Annotated in this window: 19 protein-coding genes; 14 read left to right on the plus strand and 5 right to left on the minus strand. The window is 63.2% G+C overall.

Annotation, left to right across the window (positions count from 1 at the left end; all coding sequences use genetic code 11):
• Positions 1–158: 158 nt before the first annotated feature.
• Positions 159–1,595: a DEAD/DEAH box helicase gene (locus tag HHL22_RS06045; RefSeq protein WP_169530042.1), complete on the plus strand. Its 1,437-nt coding sequence runs from the start codon at positions 159–161 to the stop codon at positions 1,593–1,595.
• A gap of 236 nt (positions 1,596–1,831) precedes the next feature.
• The gene (locus HHL22_RS06050; RefSeq protein WP_169530043.1) at positions 1,832–2,299 is read left to right on the plus strand and encodes a hypothetical protein; all 468 of its coding nucleotides are present in this window, start codon (positions 1,832–1,834) and stop codon (positions 2,297–2,299) included.
• 124 nt (positions 2,300–2,423) lie between these two features.
• Here the strand turns inward: HHL22_RS06050 and HHL22_RS06055 are convergent, their stop codons facing one another.
• The 3 genes from HHL22_RS06055 to HHL22_RS06065 all read right to left on the minus strand — a co-directional run bounded on the left by HHL22_RS06055 (position 2,424) and on the right by HHL22_RS06065 (position 6,428).
• The gene (locus HHL22_RS06055; RefSeq protein ID WP_169530044.1) at positions 2,424–2,600 is read right to left on the minus strand and encodes a hypothetical protein; all 177 of its coding nucleotides are present in this window, start codon (positions 2,598–2,600) and stop codon (positions 2,424–2,426) included.
• Positions 2,601–3,627: 1,027 nt separating this feature from the next.
• Positions 3,628–4,431 (minus strand): helix-turn-helix domain-containing protein, encoded by an 804-nt coding sequence (locus HHL22_RS06060; RefSeq protein ID WP_169530045.1) that lies wholly within the window; start codon positions 4,429–4,431, stop codon positions 3,628–3,630.
• A gap of 260 nt (positions 4,432–4,691) precedes the next feature.
• A complete protein-coding gene (locus HHL22_RS06065) occupies positions 4,692–6,428 on the minus strand; it encodes a L,D-transpeptidase family protein (RefSeq protein ID WP_241737975.1) in 1,737 nt (578 codons plus the stop codon).
• Positions 6,429–6,749: 321 nt separating this feature from the next.
• On the opposite strand from HHL22_RS06065, the gene HHL22_RS06070 reads away from it, so the two are divergent.
• Together HHL22_RS06070 and HHL22_RS06075 are read left to right on the plus strand one after the other, a co-directional pair.
• Positions 6,750–8,600 carry a M1 family metallopeptidase gene (locus tag HHL22_RS06070; RefSeq protein ID WP_169530046.1) on the plus strand — a complete coding sequence of 617 codons (1,851 nt, stop codon included), beginning with the start codon at positions 6,750–6,752 and terminating at the stop codon, positions 8,598–8,600.
• A gap of 180 nt (positions 8,601–8,780) precedes the next feature.
• The gene (locus HHL22_RS06075) at positions 8,781–9,668 is read left to right on the plus strand and encodes a cyanophycinase (protein ID WP_169530047.1); all 888 of its coding nucleotides are present in this window, start codon (positions 8,781–8,783) and stop codon (positions 9,666–9,668) included.
• A 134-nt stretch (positions 9,669–9,802) separates the two neighbouring features.
• On the opposite strand, the gene HHL22_RS06080 is transcribed toward HHL22_RS06075, so the two are convergent.
• A complete protein-coding gene (locus HHL22_RS06080) occupies positions 9,803–10,753 on the minus strand; it encodes an isoaspartyl peptidase/L-asparaginase family protein (RefSeq protein WP_169530048.1) in 951 nt (316 codons plus the stop codon).
• Between the two features lie 302 nt (positions 10,754–11,055).
• Between HHL22_RS06080 and HHL22_RS06085 the strand changes: the two genes are divergently transcribed.
• On the plus strand, positions 11,056–11,484 hold the full coding sequence (locus HHL22_RS06085) for a DUF3127 domain-containing protein (RefSeq protein ID WP_169530049.1): 429 nt from the start codon (positions 11,056–11,058) through the stop codon (positions 11,482–11,484).
• A 146-nt stretch (positions 11,485–11,630) separates the two neighbouring features.
• On the plus strand, positions 11,631–12,260 hold the full coding sequence (locus HHL22_RS06090; protein WP_169530050.1) for an AlbA family DNA-binding domain-containing protein: 630 nt from the start codon (positions 11,631–11,633) through the stop codon (positions 12,258–12,260).
• A gap of 435 nt (positions 12,261–12,695) precedes the next feature.
• Here the strand turns inward: HHL22_RS06090 and HHL22_RS23945 are convergent, their stop codons facing one another.
• A complete protein-coding gene (locus HHL22_RS23945) occupies positions 12,696–14,231 on the minus strand; it encodes an alpha/beta hydrolase-fold protein (protein ID WP_241737976.1) in 1,536 nt (511 codons plus the stop codon).
• Between the two features lie 132 nt (positions 14,232–14,363).
• Here HHL22_RS23945 and HHL22_RS06100 point away from each other — a divergent pair, with 132 nt between their 5' ends.
• The 8 genes from HHL22_RS06100 to HHL22_RS06135 all read left to right on the plus strand — a co-directional run bounded on the left by HHL22_RS06100 (position 14,364) and on the right by HHL22_RS06135 (position 21,827).
• Positions 14,364–15,068 (plus strand): esterase family protein, encoded by a 705-nt coding sequence (locus HHL22_RS06100; protein WP_169530051.1) that lies wholly within the window; start codon positions 14,364–14,366, stop codon positions 15,066–15,068.
• Positions 15,069–15,202: 134 nt separating this feature from the next.
• Positions 15,203–16,438, plus strand: a complete 1,236-nt coding sequence (locus HHL22_RS06105) for an ATP-grasp domain-containing protein (RefSeq protein ID WP_241737977.1) — start codon at positions 15,203–15,205, stop codon at positions 16,436–16,438.
• Positions 16,439–16,564: 126 nt separating this feature from the next.
• Positions 16,565–17,668 carry a carboxylate-amine ligase gene (locus tag HHL22_RS06110; protein ID WP_169530052.1) on the plus strand — a complete coding sequence of 368 codons (1,104 nt, stop codon included), beginning with the start codon at positions 16,565–16,567 and terminating at the stop codon, positions 17,666–17,668.
• A gap of 155 nt (positions 17,669–17,823) precedes the next feature.
• Positions 17,824–18,648: a type 1 glutamine amidotransferase gene (locus HHL22_RS06115; protein ID WP_169530053.1), complete on the plus strand. Its 825-nt coding sequence runs from the start codon at positions 17,824–17,826 to the stop codon at positions 18,646–18,648.
• A 142-nt stretch (positions 18,649–18,790) separates the two neighbouring features.
• Positions 18,791–19,987, plus strand: a complete 1,197-nt coding sequence (locus tag HHL22_RS06120) for a hypothetical protein (protein ID WP_169530054.1) — start codon at positions 18,791–18,793, stop codon at positions 19,985–19,987.
• Between the two features lie 92 nt (positions 19,988–20,079).
• Positions 20,080–20,571: a YkvA family protein gene (locus tag HHL22_RS24455; RefSeq protein WP_169530055.1), complete on the plus strand. Its 492-nt coding sequence runs from the start codon at positions 20,080–20,082 to the stop codon at positions 20,569–20,571.
• Between the two features lie 80 nt (positions 20,572–20,651).
• On the plus strand, positions 20,652–20,951 hold the full coding sequence (locus tag HHL22_RS06130) for a YciI family protein (RefSeq protein ID WP_169530056.1): 300 nt from the start codon (positions 20,652–20,654) through the stop codon (positions 20,949–20,951).
• A 30-nt stretch (positions 20,952–20,981) separates the two neighbouring features.
• Positions 20,982–21,827 (plus strand): LysM peptidoglycan-binding domain-containing protein, encoded by an 846-nt coding sequence (locus HHL22_RS06135; RefSeq protein ID WP_169530057.1) that lies wholly within the window; start codon positions 20,982–20,984, stop codon positions 21,825–21,827.
• The last annotated feature ends 5 nt before the right edge of the window (positions 21,828–21,832 follow it).

A 21,832-nucleotide genomic window follows, 5' to 3' on the forward strand; every position in this document is an offset into this window, starting at 1 on the left:
GCCCCTAGGGCCGGTAGCATACGCTATACGGCCGCGGGCCGGAGAAGGCGGGCAGTGCGCGCCAGGTTCGGCTTTTTTCCCTTTTCAATTTTTCGTTCGCGCGGGCTGCCGATAGCCCCGCCCGGCCGCCGCCCCGCCGGGGAGTCGGCCCCCACTCCATGACCTTCAACGACCTCAACCTGATTGAGCCCATCCTGCGCGCCCTTGGCGAGGAAGGCTACACCACCCCCACGCCCATCCAGCAGCAAGCCATTCCGCAGGTGCTCGAGGGGCACGACCTGCTGGGTGTGGCCCAGACCGGCACCGGCAAAACGGCCGCCTTCTCGGTGCCCATCCTCCAGATTTTGCACCAAACCGCCCAGGCCCAGAAGGGCGGGCAGGGCCCTAGGGGCCGCATCCGCTGCCTGGTGCTGACGCCCACCCGCGAGCTGGCCATCCAGATTGGCGAGAGCTTCAAGGCCTACGGCCGCCACCTGCCCCAGCTTCGCTCCACGGTTATTTTCGGCGGCGTGGGCCAGAACCCGCAGGTGGCCGCCCTGCAGCGCGGCGTGGAGATACTGGTAGCCACGCCCGGCCGCCTGCTCGACCTCATGAACCAGGGCTACGTGCACTTGCAGCACCTCGAGGTGTTCGTGCTCGATGAGGCCGACCGCATGCTCGACATGGGCTTCATCCACGACATCAAGCGCATTCTGCCCAAGCTGCCGGCCGGGCGCCAAAGCCTGTTCTTCTCGGCCACCATGCCGCAGGCCATCAAGGAGCTGTCGGCCACCATCCTGCGCCCCAACCCGGTGCAAGTGGCCGTCACGCCCGTGTCGAGCACCGCCGATACGGTCACGCAGTCGGTGTTTCTGGTAGATAAGGCCGACAAGCCCGCCTTGCTGCGCCACGTGCTCAAGGACCCCGCCATCAAGCGCGTGCTGGTATTCACCCGCACCAAGCACGGCGCCAACAAGGTGACCGAGACGCTGGAGAAGGCCCAGATTACGGCCGAGGCCATCCACGGCAATAAAAGCCAGAACCACCGCCAGCGCGCCCTCAGCAACTTCAAGGCTGGCACCACCCGCGTGCTGGTAGCCACTGACATCGCCGCCCGCGGCATCGACGTGGACGAGCTGACCCACGTCATCAACTACGAAGTGCCCAACGAGCCCGAAACCTACGTGCACCGCATCGGCCGCACCGGGCGGGCGGGTGCTTTTGGCACGGCGTTTACATTTGTAGAGGAAGAGGAGCGGGCTTACCTACAAGATATTCAGAAGCTTATCCGCAAGCAGCTGGATGTGGACAAGGGTCACCCCTACTCCAGCACCAGCGTGGCCCCGGTTTCGCTGCACGGCAACGAGCGCATTGTCCGGCCCAAGGGCCCGGCCGGCCGGCCGGCCCGCGAGGGTCGCGGCGGACCAGGCGGCGGCGGGGGCCGCAGTGGCGGCGCCCCGCGCCAGGGCAGCGCGAGTTCCAGCCGCCCGGCTTCGGGCGGGGGCGAGCGCTCGGGTAGCGGCCGGCCAGCTTCGGCGGGTGGCGGCGCCCGCTCGGGCGGACGCTCCTCGTGGCGCGGCGGGCAGTCGGGCAGCGGCCAGGGCCGCAGCTACTAAGCCGCCCGCTTACCAGCCGGTAGGTTTTAGCCGGCCGCACGGCCCTAGGGCTGCCAGCGGCGGCAACTGGTAGTCAACAAAAAGTCCATTGCGGGAATGCAGTGGACTTTTTGTTGGAGAATACCCTAGGGAACCGTAATTTCCGGTGCGCTGAGGAAACAAAATTTCTGCCCCTGGGCTTATCTGGATGCTTCGCGCTTTGTTCGCTTATCCTCGTCAGCTTTTTTCTTGTAGCCATGACTTCCCGGATTTCCCTGCCGCTTATTCAGGCCCTGCGCAACACGGCCCGCCGCCTGGCTACCGAAGCGCCCTACCAATGGGGCCACATGGGTAGCTGCAACTGCGGCCACCTGGCCCAAACCATCACCCATCTCACCAAGGCTGAAATTCACGCCCGCGCCCTGCAGCGCTACGGCGACTGGGAGCGCCAGCTCGTGGACTACTGCCCCACCAGCGGCCTGCCCTTCGACCAGACCATCGACGAGATGCTGGCCCTAGGCTTCTCGCGCCAGGACCTGACGAACCTCGAAAAGCTGGGCGACCCGGCCGTGCGCCAAGCCATTCCCTTCGAGCGGCGCAACGCCCTGCGCCACAACCAGCGCGACGACGTGGTGCTGTATTTGCGCACCTGGGCCGACCTGCTGGAGCAGCGCCTACTGGCGGCCGTGCCCCTGGCCACTGCGCAAGAGCTGGTGCCGGCCTAGCCCCTCCGGTCGAGTAAAAAGGAAAGCCCCGGCTGCCGTGATAGCAGCCGGGGCTTTTTGCTGGCTAAATAGCTAGACCTGCTAGGTGGGCCGCTTGGCACCGGCTAAAAGGCCCTGGGGGAGTTTAGTAATTGACGTTGCTGCGCTGGGCCTCGCGATACATCTGGGGGCGGTGGGCCCGCTTGAACTCGGCGTTGGCTTTGGGGTCTTTTTCAGCGTCGGGCTCCTGGGCGCAGGAAGCAGTCAGGAACAGGGCCGCGCTGGCGGCCAGCAGCAGGGAGAAGGGGCGCAGGCTTTTCATGCCGCGAAGGTAAGGCCGCCCGGCCATTGGCGAAAGCTGGCCCGCCAAAAACTGCGCTCCCAGCCAGGAGCCCTGCCCCCGCCCAGCGGCAAAAGTTAGCTAGTTGGGCTGGGTGAGTGAGGTAAGCGCTGAGCGGCTACCAACGAAAACCCAACCTATTTACAATTCTGCGGGCCCTTAAATTAAGTTAGCATTGCTAAGCGTGCTGGCTGCCACCAAGGCCTCGCCAAGCGCGGGACTGCTTGGCCCGGCTAGGGCCTGCTGGCTACCAGCCACCAAACCTGCCGAGCACCAAGATGCACTGGTAGCAGACTGGCCTGCTGCGAAAATAGTTGGCTGCTTGGCAGTAGACTTATTGCTATAAACGCCTTGTGCAAAAAGATTAGCATCGGCAGGCTAGAATACTTGATTTAAAGCCTGAAAAAAGGCGCTGAATAAATAGCATTAAAAAAATAACAACTCCAGAATTAAAAAAGTCGTTATTAACCCGAATCCTTTCTTCGCTATACCTTTCATTGCTTTCTGATTTTTAGCAATTTATAATATATTTTTTGACTGCTAACTACTGCTTGTTATACCCGAAATAATCATTGTACAATAACAAGCAGTATACGCCTCGGCATATTTCAATATTTTGGCAAGGCACGGCAAGCAGGCTGCGTCTTTTTGCTAGTAGTTAAGCAAAGTTATAGTAGTATTTTTCTAAGCTCATTTTATATAATGACGTTAGCCTACTGCATCGAGGCGCTAGCACCGTCATCCCTAGTTAAACAGCTTGGCGCGATGCGGGCGAAGAGCCAATTTTGAAGTCGCCAGGGAGTGCATAGCAACACCAGCTTAGGTTCAGCGCGGTACTGGTGCGCAACTGGTACCCTCAAAATATTAGCAAGCGCCAAGCACGCAGTAGCCCTGGCGAACTAGGGCCGCCTCCCTTGTTTCCCGCTGGTTCCTGGCCACCTTGCTGGCCTACGCGCAGCTACTGTAGCCAAGCAATTTGTTGAAGCGCCTCGCACTCAGTGGCGGTCTTTTACTCGGGCTGGTAATCGGCAAAAGAGCCGTCGCGGTAAAAGATGACAATGCGGCGGATGGCCTTGCCGGGCTCGGCTAGGCTGGTCGCCAGCGCGGCAGTCTCAGCGGTCAGAGGCTGGGCTAGCTGCCCGGCAAGCGGGGCGGCCGGGGGCACAGCGGCCGGGAGGGAAGCTAGAGGCGCTGCCGGCTCTGGGTTGGTGGGCGCAGCGGCCGCTTTGGCCAGAGACTGGGAACTGGGGGCAAGAGCTTGTGCCGGGCCTGGCAGGGGTACCCCTGTTGGCTGGGCAGCAGCTGGCCCGGAAGCGGCAGCCGGAGCCGGCGCAGCGAACTTACTGGCCCGAAACCGGGCCGGTGGCGCAGCCTGGGTAGCGGTTGGCGGCGCTACCTCGGGCTCGGGTGGTGGGGCGGCGCTTGCCTCGCGGGGCGCAGCAGGAGCAGCTGGCGAAGATGCTTCGGTGGCGGCAGGCGCCGGCACCTCAATTGCTACCGGGGCGCCGGAGCTGGGTGATACGGGGGCTAGGTCGGCCGGGGCGGGGCTAGGGGCCGGGGGGTTGGCTATGATAGGCTGGGAGCCGGTAGCTTCGGTAGCCCCGGCGGCCAGCATCGGGCCGCTGCCGGTAAGCAGCCAGTCGGTTGACACCTCCGGAAAAGCGACTTTAATGCTCTTAATCACCTCCAGACTGGGTTTGTTGCGCTCACTCAGGATATGGCTGATAACGGGACGGCCAATACCAATGCGGTCAGCAAACTGGGTAGGACTAAGCTGCTGCCAGTCGAGCAACTCCTTAATGAGGGATACCATCTACAATAGCGAGCTAAACACCCCACAAATGTGCGAAACAAATTGTAAACGGCAGCGCTGATGAGCAATTCCCATCCCCAATGCAAAAGTAAATAAAGTTACTTTTACCTTTTCAGTACACTTGTAAATTCATAAACATTTGTTTAAGATTGACTTCTAGCACTCTTCCATATGCCCAACTATACAAATGTTAACACATCAAAAAGCCCCGGCTATCGACTAGATAACCGGGGCTTTTTGGTGGTTTATTACCCTAGGACTTACTCTCCGAAGTACTCTTTGGCCAGAGCCTTGTCGTGGCCGTAGATGTCGTCGCGAAAGTGCGGGTGGCCATCGGCATCAGCCCAGGCAGTGAGGTACACCAGGTATACCGGCAGCTTCTCTTTCAGGGTCACGTACTTTTCCTTGCGCTCGGCAATGGTATCCTGAATGGTAGTTTGGTCCCAATTGGGGTTGTTGCGCAGCAGATAAGTCGCCAGCTGCACGGGCTCCGCCACGCGCACGCAGCCGTGGCTAAAGTTGCGCTTGGTTTCCGAAAACAGCTCGTTGTGGGGCGTGTCGTGCAGGTAAATATCGTTGGAGTTGGGGAAGATAAACTTCACCTCGCCCAGGTCGTTTTTAGGGCCGGGGCGGCGGCGTAGGGTGTACTTAAACGTCTCGGGCGTGAGGGTGGCCCAGTCAATAGTAGTAGGGTCGATGACGGTGGCCTTGCGGCCGTAGCCCTTTACCACCTCCATATCGAGGCGGTCGAGGGTGCCCTGGGGGTCGGCCACCAGTTTGGGACGCAGCTCGTGGTCGATGATGCTGAACGGCACGTTCCAGTAGGGCGAGAGCACCACGTACTCCATCTTATCGGAAAAAATGGGCGTCGCGGTAAGCGTTTTGCCCACGATGACGCGCATGGTCAGCGCCTGTTTACCACCTTCAAATACCCGCAGGCGATATTCCGGAATGTTGACCAGCAAGTAGTCGGGCTCGAACTTTTTGGGCAGCCAACGCCAGCGCTCCATGTTCAAAATAACCTGGTTGATGCGGGCCTGAATGGGCACGTTCAGCTCGGCCAGCGTAGTGCCGCTCACAATGCCGGTGGGCCGCAACCCCAGGTCGTTCTGGAAGCTCTTGACGGCCGCCACCAGCCTAGGGTCGTACACATCAGCCGGGGCTACGATATTGGTAACGGGGGTGGCGCCGGCGGCCACGGCGGCGGGCGACTGGCCGGTGTTTTCGCCACCCAGCAGGCGGCGGCGCAGCAGCGCCACCGTGGGCGAAGTGGCACCCGGCGCCAGCTTAGTAGTGGCCGGCAGGGTGGGCCAGCCCCCCGCTTCCTGGCGCGCCCGCAGCAGCGTCAAGGCCTTCTTAAGGTTGGCGTATTCGGGGTGCAGCGGGGCAAAATCGTAGTACGGATACGTGCTCTCGCGCTCCTTGAGGATGGTGAGCAGTGCCCGGTCAAGCTTGATTTTATTGCGCTTCACCTTCCACGAATCGTCCTTGCGGTCGCGGGGGTTGGCCACGCCGCGGTAGTAGTCGGAAGCCCAGGCAAAGTAGGTGCCCGAGAGGGCCACATCGGCCTGGCGCTCCAGCTGGTTGCGGCGCGCAGTGTCCTGCCCCACCTTATTCAGGTCGGCTAGCAGCTTGCTTACCTTGCTGGTATCATAGCGTTTAGGGTCGAGGCCATCATCCTTTGCTTTACCAATCACGGTGAGCAGCGTAGCGGCTTGCGGCACCAGCTCGTGGCCCCTAAACCAGCCTAGGCGGCCCTGCCGCTCGCGGTAAAACTTGCGCGCCCAGCGCTCCTGCGCCTTGAAGCGCGGCTCGGCGGCCATGGCCCGAATGACGTAAACACTGTCGAGGCGCGGCTCGGGGCCGCTGGTGTTGGTGGCGCCCGAGGCGGCGGGGCTGCCGGGGTGGTCGGTGGTGGCGCTGGTTTGGTCGTGCTGGCCGCACGAGGCCAGCCACAGCGGCAGGCTGAGCAGCCCCAGCCAAAGGGCAGCCGACAAAAAGTAAAAGCGAAGCGAAAGCCGTTTCAAAAGTAGACTGGGTAAGTGCCGGCCGGGCCGGGCAGTGGTGGAAGCTCGGCCATTGTACTGCGGCCGGGGGCTAGGGGTTATGGGCTAGCCGCCCCACGCACCTTGCAAATTACGGGCCTACCAGTGGCCGGCAGCATCTACCGGATAGCATTAGCGCAAGTTTTTTTTAGCAGCCACCCGCCCGCGGCCCACGGCCCGGTCCCAACCAGCCGCCGCGCCGGTCAGTAAACTACTCGTCTTCGCTCCCCGTGCCCGCCCGGCCGGGCCAGCTATTTTCCTCCGTTTCTACCCATGCCTACTACCCTACCAGCCCTGCCCGGCCCGCCGCCCGACCCGCACAGCTACGCCGCGGCCAGCCCGCTGCGCCCCACCCACCTGCACCTAGCCCTCACCGTCGATTTTGCCAGTTGCACACTAGCCGGCACCGCCACTTGGCACCTGGCCGAGCCCCCGCTCGCCGCCACCGAGCTGGTGCTGGACACCCGCGACCTGCTCCTTGACGGGGTGGGCCTAGGGCCAGCGCCGACGGGCCCGGCGGCCACCTATGCCCTGGCCGCAGCGGCCGACCCCGTGCTGGGCCGGGCGCTGCGCATAGCTGTGCCGGCCGGCACGGCGGCCGTGCGGGTAGCCTACCGCACCAGCCCCGGCGCGGCGGCGCTGCAGTGGCTGGCACCCGCCCAAACGGCCGGCGAGCACCCGTTTTTGTTCACGCAGTCGCAGGCCATTTTGGCGCGTACCTGGCTGCCTTGCCCCGACTCGCCGGGTTGCCGCTTCAGCTACGAGGCGACGGTGGAGCTGCTGGGCGCGGCGCGGGGCCAGCTGCTGGCGCTGATGAGCGCCGCCAACAACCCGCAGGCCACGGCGCCCGACGGCCGCTACTACTTCCGCCAGCCGCACCCGGTGCCGGCCTACCTGCTGGCGCTGGCCGTGGGGCGCCTCGACTTCGCGCCCCTCAGCAACCGGGCCGGGGTATATGCCGAGCCAGTCACCCTAGGGGCCGCCCACCACGAGTTTGCCGACCTGGAGCGCATGGTGCTGGCTGCCGAACAATTGTACGGGCCCTACCGCTGGGGGCGCTACGATTTACTTGTGTTACCACCCAGCTTTCCCTTTGGTGGCATGGAAAATCCTTGCTTAACATTTGTAACACCCACTATTATTGCCGGCGACCGCAGCCTGACCAGCCTGGTGGCGCACGAGCTGGCGCATTCGTGGAGCGGCAACTTGGTTACAAATGGAACCTGGAATGATTTCTGGCTTAACGAAGGGTTTACGGTGTATTTCGAGCGGCGCATTATGGAGCAGCTCTACGGCCGGCCCTACGCCGACATGCTGCAGGTGCTGGGCGAAGCCGACCTGCAGCACACCCTGCAGACCCTAGGCCCCGCGAGCCCGGCTACTCACCTGCGCCTGCACTTGGCCGGTCGCGACCCCGACGAGGGCCTCAACGACGTGGCCTACGAGAAGGGCTGCCTGCTGCTGCTCGCCCTAGAGCAGCTGGTAGGCCGGCCCCGCCTCGATGCTTTCATAAAGGGCTACTTCAACCAGTTCGCTTTCCAAAGCATGGACACCGACCGCTTCGCCGCCTACCTAAGCCAGGTTTTGCTTACTCCGGCCGGAGCCGCCCGCCTCGACCTGCCCGCTTGGCTCGACGGGCCGGGCCTGCCGCCGGGGGCGCCCGCGGCCCGCGCAGTCCGCTTCGAGGCGGTGGCCGGGGCCCTAGGCCAGCTGGCCGCCGGCACCCCGCCCGCCGCCCTGCTGCCCTCCACTGCCGCCTGGAGCAGCCAGGAGTGGGAGTACTTCGTGCGCAACCTGCCTCCTACCCTTTCGGCTACCGCCCTCGGGCAGCTCGACGCGGCTTTCCACTTCACGGCCACGGGCAATGCCGAGGTGCTGGCGGCCTGGCTCGAGCGGGCCACGGCGGCAAGCTACTTCCCCGCCGAAGCCGCGCTGGCCGCGTTCCTGCGCCGGGTGGGCCGACGCAAGTTTGTGGTGCCCCTGTACCGGGCGCTGCTGGCGGTACCCGGCGGGCCGGCGCGGGCCCAGGCCATTTATGCGCTGGCCCGCCCCAATTACCACTCCGTAACCACGGGCACCCTTGATGAGCTGCTGGGCTGGCCGCCCAGCCCCCCGGCGGTATAACGCGTACTATATAATATGCCATAATGCGCCACGCCTGGCTGCCAGCCCTAGGGCTGGCGCCACTCCCACACTAGGCCTAGGGGCCCGTCACTTACCTGGTTGGCTGGGGGCCTAGGGCTGGCCAGCCCAACGGGCCGCACGTATTTTTGCAACTTCTGGCAGCTGATAATTCTATTTGTGTTGAAACACCTCCCTCCCCGCGGCAAGCTCATCGCCATTGGCGGCAACGAAGACAAGGGCACCTACCCCACCGTGCGCAGCAAGCGCCAGTACTACCTCAATTTTTTCGAGCTGGGTATTCTCAAGCGCGTAGTGGCCGAGTCGGGCAAGGAAAACCCGCGCATCGAGGTCATCACCACGGCGTCCATGATTCCGCAGGAAGTGGGGCAGATTTACCTGGGCTCGTTCGCCATGCTGGGGTGCGACAACGTGGGCATCATGGACATTGGCACGCCCGCCGCCGCCCGCCAGCCCGAGTATCTGGAGCGCCTGCTGGCCGCCGACGTAGTGATGATGTCGGGCGGCAACCAGTCGCGCCTGCGCGAGATGTTTGCCGAAACCGATTTTCTCGACACCCTGCTGCGCCGCTACCACGCCGAGCCCAACTTCGTGGTGGCCGGCACCAGCGCCGGGGCCATGGGTATGTCGCAGCACATGATACGCGGCGGCTCGGTGCCCGACGCCCTGCTCAAAGGCGCCGTGAAGATGGGCGCCGGCCTGGGGCTACTGCCGCCAGCCATCATCGACTCGCACTTTGTGAAGCGCGGGCGCTTCGGCCGGCTCATCGAGGCGGTGGCCCTCTACCCCCGGCTCATTGGTATCGGGCTGGGCGAGGATACCGGCGTGCTCATCACCGAGGGACACCTGGTCGAAACCATCGGCTCGAACCTGGTCATTATTCTCGACGGCTTCGACATTATGCACAATAATGCCGCCGCCGCCAAAAAAGGCACTACCCTCTCCATCGAGAACATTCGGATGCACGTGCTGGCCAAGGGCAACGTGTACTGCATGACGGAGCGCAAGTTTTACGTGAGCCGCGCCGCCGCCCAGCCCGCCGCGCAATAAGGCCCTAGGGGGTAGCCAGAGCAAAAAGGCGGTCATGCTGAGTTCCGCGAAGCATCTCTACCGAACACGACTGGCGTGGTAGAGATGCTTCGCGGAACTCAGCATGACCGCCTTTTTTACCCGTTCTCTACTCCTTAGTATATAGCCACCAACTCCTCGCCGGCCATACTGTGGCTGGCGCGGTACATGCCTTCCGAGTTGAAGGGCAGGGCCAGGTGGCCGGCGGCATCTGCGGCAATGAGGCCGCCCTCGCCGCCCACCGGGGCCAGCTTGTCGTGCACCACCACGCGGCAGGCCTCGGCCAGCGATAACCCTTTGTACTCCATCAGGCAGGCCACGTCGTAGCCCACCACGGCCCGCATAAAGTACTCGCCGTGCCCGGTGCAGCTGATGGCGCAGCGCGCATCGGCCCAGGTGCCGGCCCCAATGATGGGCGTGTCGCCGATGCGCGAGTAGCGCTTGTTGGTCATGCCGCCGGTGCTGGTGGCGGCGGCCAGGTAGCCGCGCTGGTCGCGGGCCACGGCGCCCACGGTGCCTTTTTTCCAGTTGGGGTCGGGGCCTAGGGGGGCTGGGCCGGGGCCAGGGCTGGCGGCGTGGTCGAGTTGGGTGCGGCCCGCCGCAATGGCTTGCTGCAACTGGTCGAAGCGCTGCTGGGTGAAAAAATAGGCGGGCGGCTGCAGCGGCAGGCCGTGCGCGTGGGCCAGCTCGTCGGCGCCGGGGTAGGCCAGCAGCACGTGCTCGGTTTGCTCCATCACCAGGCGGGCCGCCCGAATGGGATTCTGCACCTGGCGCACGCCAGCCACGGCGCCGGCCCGGCCGCTGGCCCCATCCATGAGGGCGGCGTCCATCTCGTGGTGGCCGTCGTGGGTGAACACGGCCCCGCGGCCGGCATTAAAGAGCGGGCAGTCTTCGAGGCTGCGCACAGTGGCCTCCACGGCGTCGAGGGCGGGGGCGCCCTGCGCTAGCAGGGTGGTGCCGGCGGCCAGCGCCGCTTGCAGGGCGGCGCGGTAGGCGGCTTCGAGGGCGGGGGTGAGCGAGGCGCGGGCGATGGTGCCGGCGCCGCCGTGCAAGGCAAGGGCAAACATGGGCAAACTGCGGTTAGGCCCGCAAGTTCGCACCACCCTGGCTTACCCGCGGAGCCTAGGGTGGCGCGCTAATAGTTTTAGCGCCGGGCGGCGGCTGGCACCCCGCCAGCTAGCCCGGTTTGCCAGCATTTCTTGCCCGGAAACTTCATTCGTTAATGCGTTGTTACTTAACCCGCAGCCGGGGGCCTAGGGCCGGGCCGGGCCACTAGGCGCGGCAAAAGCTGGCTAAAAAGTCGGCCACCCTCAGTTTTTTTTCGTAGGTTTGAACCCACGTATTTCAGAACCAAAAAACTTTTCTACCGATGGCATACGACGTAACCGGCCGCCTGCACGATATTTTTGATGAACAGCAGGTTAGCGAAAAATTCCGCAAGCGCGAGTTCGTCCTCGAGGTGCAGGAAGGCCAATATCCTGAGCAAATTAAGTTTCAGTTGGTGCAGGATAAGACTGCCCTCATCGACCCTTTCAAGATTGGCGACGAGGTGAAAGTGACCTTCAACCTGCGCGGCCGCGGCTTCAACAAGAATGGCCAGATGCTGTACTTCACCAACCTCGAAGCCTGGCGCATTGAGCCGGCTACGGGTGGCGGCGCTCCCGCCGCGGGTGGCAGCAGCTCCTACAGCCAGCCCCAGCAGCAGGCGGCCCGCCCCGCCCAAAACCAGAACCCTAACCTGCGCGCTCAGCCCGCAGCCCCCATCGCCAGCGACGACGATAACGACCTGCCTTTCTAATTCAGCTGCTAGCCATTGGCTGTTAGCTTCTTCAATGTGCCGCTTTCCTAACCGGAAGGCGGCACATTTGCGTTTGGGCTGACGTTCTGAACTTGCTTAGTCAACAAAAGCTACCGGCTAACAGCTAGTAGCCAACAGCTTACCAAATGAATTTACGCGCACTTATTCGGCAGGGCGAGGGCGAGCGGCTGGAATTTAAAAAGAAAACCACCCACCCAACCCGCATTGCCCGCACACTGGCCTCGCTGGCCAACACCCGCGGCGGGCAGGTGCTGGTGGGCGTGGACGACGACGGGCGCGTAGTGGGCGTGCGCGATGCCGAGGAAGAAATGTACCAACTGCGCGAGGCGGCCGCCCACTACATCGAGCCGCCCCTGGAGCTGGCGTTGCAGGAAGTGGAGGACGAGGCGGGCGCGGTGGTAGTGGTGGTGAGCGTACCCGAAAGCCGCCATAAGCCTCACCGCGCCCAGGTAGCGCCCGGCGAGTGGCGCAGCTACGTGCGCGTGCGCGACGAAAGCGTACAAGCCAGCTCCCTCACCGAGCGGGTGCTAGAGCGCCAGCAACCCGAGGCACGCCTCGAAAAAATTCCGCTTAACAAAGACGAGCTGCGGGTGCTCGACTACCTGCGCACTCACCCGCGCCTCACGGTGCCCGACTGTGCCAAGCTGCTCAATATCAGCCGCCGCCGCGCCTACCGGCTCCTCATCAAGCTCACCCTGCACGGCCACACCCGCTACCACGACAAGCAGCAGCAGGAGGCGTACTATACCATCTGAACCGCAGATTTAACGGATTACGCCGATACGCTTGCTGGCGCAAGCTGACTACGCGAACGGATACCTAACTACTTAAAGCGCTGGAGTTATTCCAGGTTTTGTAGCAGAAGTAACCAGTCCGTTCGCGTAGTCAGCTTGCGCCAGCAAGCGTATCGGCGCAATCCGTTAAATCCGTTAAATCTGCGGTCTATTCTTGCTTGCGGGCGCGGGCGACTTTCTTTTCTTCTTTTTCGGCCTTTTTCTCCTTCATGGATTTGGTCGGCTCTTTTTTCTTCTCTTTGCGGGCGTCTTGGGCTTTGGCCATGATGCAGAAAGGGTTGGGGTGGAAGGATGCTTAAAAGTAGGCGTTTTGCGCGAAATAACGGCCCCTAGGGTCGTATAACGCCCTAACGCACGGGCGAAGGCGGTTGTTGCGCTGGCCAAAAACGGCTGATTTTAGGGCGCAGTGGGGCTTTGCAGCAGCGGCCAGTAGCGCTCGGCTAGCACGCGCAGGTGGTGGTGCTCGTGGCCGGCCGTTATATAAAGCAGGCCCCGCACCGTGTAGGGGCTGCCGTTAGCGCGCCCCGCCCGGTCGAGCTGCCCGCCGTTGAGGCTACCGAAAAAGGCCAGCGTGGCGGCCCGCACGGCCTGGTACTCGGCCAGCAAGTCGCTAAGTGGGCGGTCGTTGGCCTCGCAATTGTCGGCGTAGTCGTTTTCGTCGAAGCCCGGCAGCTCCTGCGCGTCGGCGCGGGCAAAGCGCAGAGCGCGGTACGTGAAAATGCGCTCGGCATCAACAAGATGCAGCAGCACCTGCTTGGGCGTCCACTTGCCGGGGGCGTAGCGCAGCAGCGCCTGCGCCTCGCTGAGGCTCGCTAGCTGCTGCTGCAGGGCGGCGGCCTGCTGGCGCAGCTGGTTTAGCGGGTCGGCCTCAGCGGGCACCAGGTTTATGTACGCCTGCACCCTAGGCGAATAGCCGTCGAGCGTGGGGCGCACCTGGGTAGCGGCCAGCGGGTGGTGGGGCACGGGCGCAAAGGTAGCCGCCGGCCGCAGGTAGGCAAACTTGAGCCGCGCGGCGCCCTGGGGGCGGCGCACCAGCGCCCGGCCCAGGGCCCGCCACTGGTAGGGCGGGCGCACGCAAGCCGCTACCTCGGCCGGCCCTAGGGCCGCTGGCTGGCCAAAGGCCCAGCGCAGAAAATCGGGCATAATGGCGCCCCAGGTGCTGGGGTGGTGATGGCCGCCGGGCACCTCCACGTAGCGCAGGGCCGCCGCGGGCACGCCCTGGCCGCGCAGCTCGGCCAGCAAATCCAGGGTGTCGTCGATGGCGTCGATGACGCCGTTGTGGTTGCGGTCGCTGGTTTCGTCGAGGGTGCCGGTTTGCAGCCAGAACTGCTGGCCGGGCTGGGCCGGGCGGGCGCGCACCAGCTGGTGCATCAGGCGGTCGGCGTCGGTGTAGCCGTCGCTCAGGGCCCGGCCGCGCCACCAAAACGAGCCGCTGAACGCGCCCGCCCGCCCAAACGCCTCGGGGTGGTGCCAGGCCAGGTCGAAGGCCGACAGCCCCCCTAGGGACATGCCCGCCACCACGGCCTCGGCGGGCTCGGCGCTGGCGTGGTAGTGGGCTTGCACGTAGGGCAGCAGCTCCCGGAGCATAAAGTCGGCGTAGCGTCCGGCGCGGCTGCCGCGCCCCAGGTAGTCGGGGCGGGCGGCCACGCCGTACTCCTGCAGGCGGTCGGCGGCGTGCACGGCTACCAGCACGAAGGGCGGCACTTCGCCGCGCCGATACAGGCGGTTGAGCACCGCCGGCAGGTGCAGGCGGGCCAGGTCCTGGCCATCGTTGAGGTAGAGCACCGGGTAGGGCGCGGCGGCCTGGGCGGAGTAGCCGGGGGGCAGCACCACCGCCAGGCGCACCACCCGCCCGAGGGCTACCGAAAACAGCGCCTCGTCGTGGCGCACGGCCACTACGCTGGGCGGCGATTGAAAGCGAACCTGGGTCATGCAGTGCAAATATGGGCCTGGGGCGCGCACTCGGCGCCCCACCGGCCCGCGCCCAGGGGCGGGAAATTAATTTTTCGGCTTAGTTTGCGGGCGGTTGCGGCGCGCTCACCATCCCGCCGCGGCCCTCCCCTTTTGCACGAAGACTACCGCCGCTTTTACTCGCACCACCTGGGCCTGGAGCTGGAAATGCTGGTACTGGGCAACTATGGCTACCCTATTATCATCTTCCCCACCTCCAACGGCCGCTACTACGAGGCCAAGGACTTTAAGCTGGTGGACTCGGTGCGCTGGTTTATTGATAATAAGCTGATTAAGCTCTATTGCATCGATAGCGGCGACAAGTACAGCTGGTACGCCAAGCACCTGCACCCCGGCACCCGCGTGTGGAACCACACGCTCTACGACCGCTTCGTGGCCGACGAGCTGGTGCCCGCCATTCAGCGCGAGTGCCAGGTGGATAAGGTGGGCGTGGCGGGCTGCTCGCTCGGGGGCTACCAGGCGCTCAACTTCGCCTTTCGCCACCCAGGCTTGGTGGCCCACATGTTCTCGATGGGGGCCTCCTTTGACATCCGCATGTTTATGGGCGGCTACTACGACGAGCAGGTGTACTACAACAACCCGCCCGACTACCTGCCCAACGACCAGGACCCGGACCTGTGGCGCATGAACATCATCCTGGGCACGGCCTACGACGACTTCTGCAAGGATTCGAACTACCAGATAGCCGACATCCTCTCGCGCAAGGGTATCGCCCACCGCCTCGACGTGCGCCCCGGCACCCACGACTGGCCGGTGTGGCGCGATATGTTCCCGGAGTACGTATCCACTATCTTTTAGCATCTTCGCTCCGTACAATTCATACCCAGCCGCCCGGCAATAGCGGGGGCGAGCCTTTTCTTCCTTTTTTTCTAACACCTCCTGCTGTCGGCCGCGTCCCTAGGGCCCCGCGCCAGCGCTAAACTCCCTTTCTTATGGCAAAAAAAATCGGCATCCTGTTCGGCCAGGAAAACACTTTTCCGCAGGCCTTCGTCGACCGCGTAAACCAGAAAGCCGTGGATGGCATCACGGCCGAGTTTGTACAGATTGATACCGTGGAGCAGGCCGTGCCCTGCGGCTACGACGTGATTATCGACCGCATCTCGCAGGACGTGCCCTTCTACCGCGCCTACCTCAAGAACGCGGCCCTCACGGGTACCGATGTGATTAACAATTCCTTCTGGTGGAGCGCCGACGAGAAGTTCTTCAACAACGCCCTGGCCGTGCAGCTGGGCGTGCCGGTGCCCAAGACGCTGCTGCTGCCCAGCAAGCACCGCCCCACCGACACCAACGAGAACTCATTCCGCAACCTCAACATGTTCGACTGGCACAAGGCCTTCGAGCATATTGGTTTCCCGGCCTTTATGAAGCCCCACTCAGGCGGCGGCTGGAAGAGCGTGTACAAGGTAGACAACCCCGACGAAGCCTGGCGCGCCTACGACGAAACCGGTCAGCTGGTGATGCTCTACCAGGAAGCCATTGAGTTCGACGACTATTTCCGCTGCTACTGCCTGGGCGGCCGCGACGTGCTCATTATGCCCTACGAGCCGCGCAACGCCTTCCACGAGCGCTACAAGACGGAAATGAAGACCCAGGGTGAGGCCGGCCAGCAGCTGCTCGACACCGTGCGCGACTACACCCTGCGCCTGTGCCAGGGCCTAGGGTATGACTTTAACACCGTGGAGTTTGCCGTGCGCGGCGGCGTGCCCATCGCCATTGACTTCGGCAACCCCGCCCCCGACGCCGACATCAACTCGGTGGGTCCCGAGAACTTCGAGTGGGTGGTGGAGCACGCCGCTAACCTAGCCATCGAGCGCGCTCAGAAGCACCAGGGCCGCGGCACTAACCTGACCTGGGGCACCTTCGTGCGCGAGTCGGTACGCACCGCCCTGGCCCAGGCCCCGGCCGATACCAGCGCCGGCAACGTAGCAATGGGCGACGCCGTGCCCGAAGGCAACGACCTAGGGGCCACCGGCGCGCCCAAGCCTACCAAGAAAGCCTCGGCCGCCCCCAAGAAGCCCGCCGGCGCCCCCAAGCCCGAGCCGCCCACCGGCGCCGTGCCCGCTGGCACCCCCAAGCCTAAGCCCGCACCCAAGGCGGCTAAGCCCGCGCCAGCCGACGCGGCCGCTTCCGCCAAGCCTAAAAAGCCGGCGCCTAAGCCGAAACAATAGCTTTTAGCATTCTCTAGCCCCTAGGCCCATCCGTGCCTGGGGGCTACGCGGGGCGCTACCCGGTGCTGCCCCTGGGCCCGCTGGCACCCACCCCCGCTCTCTTCCCTTCGCTTTCTCCCCTCCCCCATGCCACAACCCGTTTTTACGCTCGGAATCGAAGAGGAATTTCAAACCATCGACCCGACTACCCGCGAGCTACGCTCGCACATGTCGAAGATTGTGGAGGATGGCCGCGTCACGCTGCACGAGCAGGTGAAGGCCGAAATGCACGAGGCTGTGGTAGAAGTGGGCACCCACATCTGCAACAACATTCAGGAGGCGCGGGCCGACGTGCTGCACCTGCGCCGCCAGGTCATTGAGCTAGCCGACCGCGTGGGGCTGAAAATTGCCGCCGCCGGCACCCACCCCTTCTCGCGCTGGCAAGACCAGCCCATCACGCCCGATGCCCGCTACGACAAGATAGTGGAGGAGCTGCAGGAGGCGGCCCGCTCGAACCTCGTGTTTGGCATGCACGTGCACGTGGGCATTCAAAACCGCGATTTGGGCGTGTACATGATGAACGCGCTGCGCTACTTTTTGCCCCACCTGTTCGCGCTCAGCACCAACTCGCCGTTTTGGGAAGGCCGCGAAACGGGCTACAAGTCGTTCAGGACCAAGGTATTCGAGCGCTTTCCGCGCACGGGTATTCCGGGCTATTTTACTAGCGCCTCGGACTACGACGAGTTTATTGCGCTGCTGATAAAAACCGGCTGCATCGACAACGGCAAGAAAATCTGGTGGGACCTGCGCCTGCACCCGTTTTTCGACACCATCGAGTACCGCATCTGCGACATGATGATGCGGCCCGACGAAACCATTGCCGTGGCGGCCGTGATGCAGGCGCTGGTAGCCAAAATCTACAAGCTCAAGGTCCAAAACCTGAACTTTCGCCTTTACCGCTCGGCCCTGATTAAGGAAAATAAGTGGCGCGCGGCGCGCTACGGCATTGATGGCACGCTCATCGACTTCGGCTCGCAGGAGGAAAAGCCCGCCCGCGCCCTGATTCACGAGCTGCTCGACTTCGTAGACGATGTGCTCGACGAGCTAGGCAGCCGCCACGAGGTGGAGTACGTGCTGAAAATGTTGGAAATGGGCACCGGCGCCGACCGTCAGCTCGCCGTTTTCCACCAAACCGGCGACCTCACCAAAGTAGTCGATTTCATTATCGAGGAAACTTCCATTGGACTGTAACGCCAAGCTCCCGCTTAGTGCCCCGTTGAACGACTTGTTCTAGCGGGGCCCAAGCGGGAGCTTGGCGTTACGGGCAATGCCTAAACTATTTTGTAGTTTTATCGCTTATTTTCTACTCGGCTTTACGCTAGCATTCACATTTTTACCTTTATTCTATGGCTACATTTCGCGTTGCTATTCTGGATATGTATAACAACCACCCGGGCGAGGGCATGCGCTGCATCCGGCAGCTGCTGCACCGCGCTCAGGCTGACAATAACGTTGATTTCAAAGTAGATACCTTTAATGTGCGGGCGCTCAACGAGGTACCCGGCCTGAACTACGACATCTACGTAGCGAGCGGGGGGCCCGGCAGCCCGCTGCCCTCGGGCGAGCCTTGGGAGCCCTTGTTTTTCGACTTCGTAGATGCCCTGTTCGCGCACAACCAAACGGCCGAGCGTAAGAAGTTTCTGCTGGCCATCTGCCACTCGTTCCAGCTTATCAGCCGCCACCTAGGGGTGGGCGAAGTCAGCAAGCGCAAGTCCACCTCGTTTGGGGTGCTGCCCATGCACCTCACCGCAGCCGGCCACGCCGACCCGGTGCTGCGCGCCCTGCCCGAGCCGTTTTTCGCCGTCGATTCGCGCGATTACCAGCTGGCGACTGTGCACCCCAAACGCCTGGCCGAGCTGGGCGCCGAAATTCTGTGCCTGGAAAAGGAGCGGCCCCACGTGCCGCTGGCCCGCGCCATTATGGCCATTCGCTTCTCGCCCGAGGTGCTGGCCACCCAGTTTCACCCCGAAGCCGACGGCGAGGGCATGCACCGCTACATGCTGACCGAAGAGCGTAAGCAGCAAGTAATTACGGCCTACGGCGAGGACAAGTACCACGAGATGGTGCGCCTACTGGCCGACCCCAGCACCATTGGGCTCACCGAGTCGATTATCGTGCCCACCTTTTTGCGCAACGCCCTGGCGGGCCTGCAAGAGCTGGCGCTGGCCTAGGGCCTTTTAGTAGCAGCACGTCATGCTGAGCCTGCCGAAGCATCTCTACCGAACAAGAGCCCTAGGCGGCGCGGTGGAGATGCTTAGACTGCGCTCAGCATGACGTTCTTTTTGCGTCGTCTTTACTTCATCTTTCCCGCTCATGATTCCTGCCTTGCGCGCCGCCTACAACGCCCAGTTCACGCCCGAGAAATATCAGCAGATGCTGGCCGACGTGGAGCAGCAACTGCCTAATCAGCTGGAATTTCGACTGGCCGAAACGCCTATCTTCGTGCCGCGGGCCCTGCGCGACAAGCTGGTGCAAGCCGGGCAGGCCATTATTGACGTCATTCAGCGGCCCGATTTTAAGGAATTAACTGACGCAGCCATTCCGCCCGGCCATTTTGTGCCCAACGAGGACGCGCACGCCACGTTTCTGACTTTCGATTTTGCTGTGTGCCGCAACGCCGACACCGGCGAGCTGGAGCCGCAGCTCATTGAGATGCAGGGGTTTCCTTCGCTCTACGCCTTCCAAACCTGGCAGCCCGGCTCCTACGGCGCGCATTTCGAGATTCCGGACTCGGTAACGCCCTACTTTGAGGTGCCCGACGATGCCGCCTACAAGGCCGAGATGCGCCGCCTGCTGCTAGGCAACGCGCAGCCCGAGGAAGTTATCCTGCTGGAGCTATTTCCGGAGAAGCAAAAGACGCGCATCGACTTCGCCCTCACCGAGCAGTTTTGGGGCGTGAAAGCAGTGTGCCTCACGGCGATACGCAAGCGCGGGCGCGAGCTGTTTTACGAGCGCGACGGCTGCGAAATCAAGATTAAGCGCATCTACAACCGCATTATCTTCGACGAGTTGAACCGCTACCCCGACCTGCACACCGAGTACCAGCTGACCGACGACGTAGACGTGCACTGGGTGGGCCACCCCAACTGGTTTTTCCGCATCAGCAAGTATACGCTACCGCTGGTGCACAGCGCGTTTTCGCCTCCCAGCTACTACCTCGACCAGCTGACCGAGTACCCCGCCGACCTAGAAAACTACGTGCTCAAGCCACTGTTTTCCTTTGCGGGCGTGGGCGTGCGGCTGCACGTAACGGCCGCCGACCTGGCGGCGCTGCCCGACAAGCAGAACTACCTGCTGCAACGCCGCGTGCAGTACGAGCCCGTAATTGAGGCGCCCGACGGGCTGGTGAAGTGCGAGATTCGCCTGCTTTACGCCTGGCACCCCACGGATGCTAACCCGCACTTGCTCACGGGCCTGGGGCGCATGAGCCGGGGCGAGATGATTGGCGTGGCCTTTAATAAGGATAAGGATTGGGTGGGCGGCACCTCGCCGCTGTTTGAGCGCGGCTAGCGCCCTAGGGCCTAGCCTACTGCGCCTAGGGGCCTGGGCGGGCCATAACCCACCGGCGCACGCCCGCGTAAGCCGCCCTAAACACTTCGCTGATGCCTTCGCTATTCGCCCAAGGGTTGCGCCTTTCCAAAAACGCCCTGTTTGGCACCTTCATGGGCCGCGCCACCAAGCTGCTGGGCAAGCCCTTTAAGGTGCTCACCATCGTGAACGAGGTGGCGGATAAGCTGGCCGATGCCAAAAGCAAGGACAACAAATTCAAGCAGCTATTCAATTCGGCCCTGACCATCGTGCGCCTGGTGCGCAGCTACGCCAGCGGCGACTACCGCGAGCTTAAAACGACCACCATCATCTCGGGGCTGGCAGTGTTGCTCTACGTGCTCGCGCCGGTTGACCTGATACCCGATTTCATTCCGGTAGTGGGCTGGCTCGACGATTTGAGTCTGGTTAGCTGGTTTGCGGGCAAGTTTCACACCGAGCTGGCCCAGTTTCGCGCCTGGGAGGACCGCCAAGCCCAGCCAGCCGCCAGTGAGCCCGCCCGCGGCGACCGCTCGCTGCCCGCGGTGGCCGAGCTGGGCCATTCTTAAGCAATTAAGAAGAAGCAGTGGGCAAAGAGCAATTTCACACCCGTTGCTCCTTGTTGATTGCTCATTGCCAATTAATTGCCATGCCTCTCTTTGTCGTTTCGCTTACCTTGCCCGAGTCGTTCGATGCGGCCGTGATGGCGGTCATTCCCCGGCATCGCGCGTTCATTAGCAAGCTGCTGGCCGAGCACGTGATTGAAAGCTACGCCATTAGCGCCGACCGCAGCCGGGGCTGGGTGACAATGAGCGGCACCGACGAAGCGGCCGTGCGCGCCGTGGTGGCGCAATTTCCGCTGTACCGATTTCTGCGCGAAGTAGATGTAGATGAGCTATTTATCTACGACAGTGCCGCTTACCGGTTCCCGAGTATCAGCCTGAATTAGCCCTAGGGCACTTTTGCTCAGAATTGCCGTATGAAGTACATAGTTGCCGGGGTACTGGCCGCGGCGGGGGCCCTGCTACTGGCGGCTGCCCGGCCGGCCGCCAGTAGCAGGGCCCCCATCACCACCCCCGAACTGGAAAGCCGCCTGCTGGCCGCCATCGACGGCACCCAGTCGCTGCGCTACGTGGTGGCGGCCCAGGAACGGGTTGAGGGCCGCTACTTACCCATGCGCTCCACCGTCAAGCTCACGCTGACGCCGCTGCGCATCTATCTCAAAAACCAGCAGGGGGCCGAGGCGCTGTACGTGGCCGGGCAAAACGGGGGCGACGCCTGGGTGTATCCGGGCACCTTCCCCTACCTCACGCTCAGCCTCGACCCGCGCGGCAGCCTCATGCTGCGCAACCAGCACCACTCGCTGCTGCAAATAGGCTTTGGGCTGATTGCCAGCCTACTGCGCACCTCCGAGCCAGCCTTTGTGCGCTCGTTTCGGGCGGCCGGCGACACGGTGGTGGGCGGGCGCCCCTGCCACGTGCTGCGCTCGAGCTACCCAGCCTTTCGCTACATCGCCTATCGGGCCGGCGCGGGCGAAACCACGGCCTCGGTGGCGACCAAGCTCAACTGCGGCGAATACCGCATTTTGGAGCGCAACAAGCTGGCAGTGAATACCAAGCTGGCGGCTGGCCAGGTTATTCAGGTGCCCAACGCCTACGGCAGCCGCACGGTGGTGCTGGTAGACGAGCGCACGTTTTTGCCAGCCGGCGTGGCCGTGTACGACGAGCGCGGGCTGTACGAGAAGTATGACTTCTCGAACGTCGTGGCCAACCAACCCATTCCGGCAACTGAATTCAGCAAGGATTTTCCGGGTTATAAGTTTTAGACGCC

The organism is Hymenobacter polaris (assembly GCF_012927305.1).
Lineage (GTDB): Bacteria > Bacteroidota > Bacteroidia > Cytophagales > Hymenobacteraceae > Hymenobacter > Hymenobacter polaris.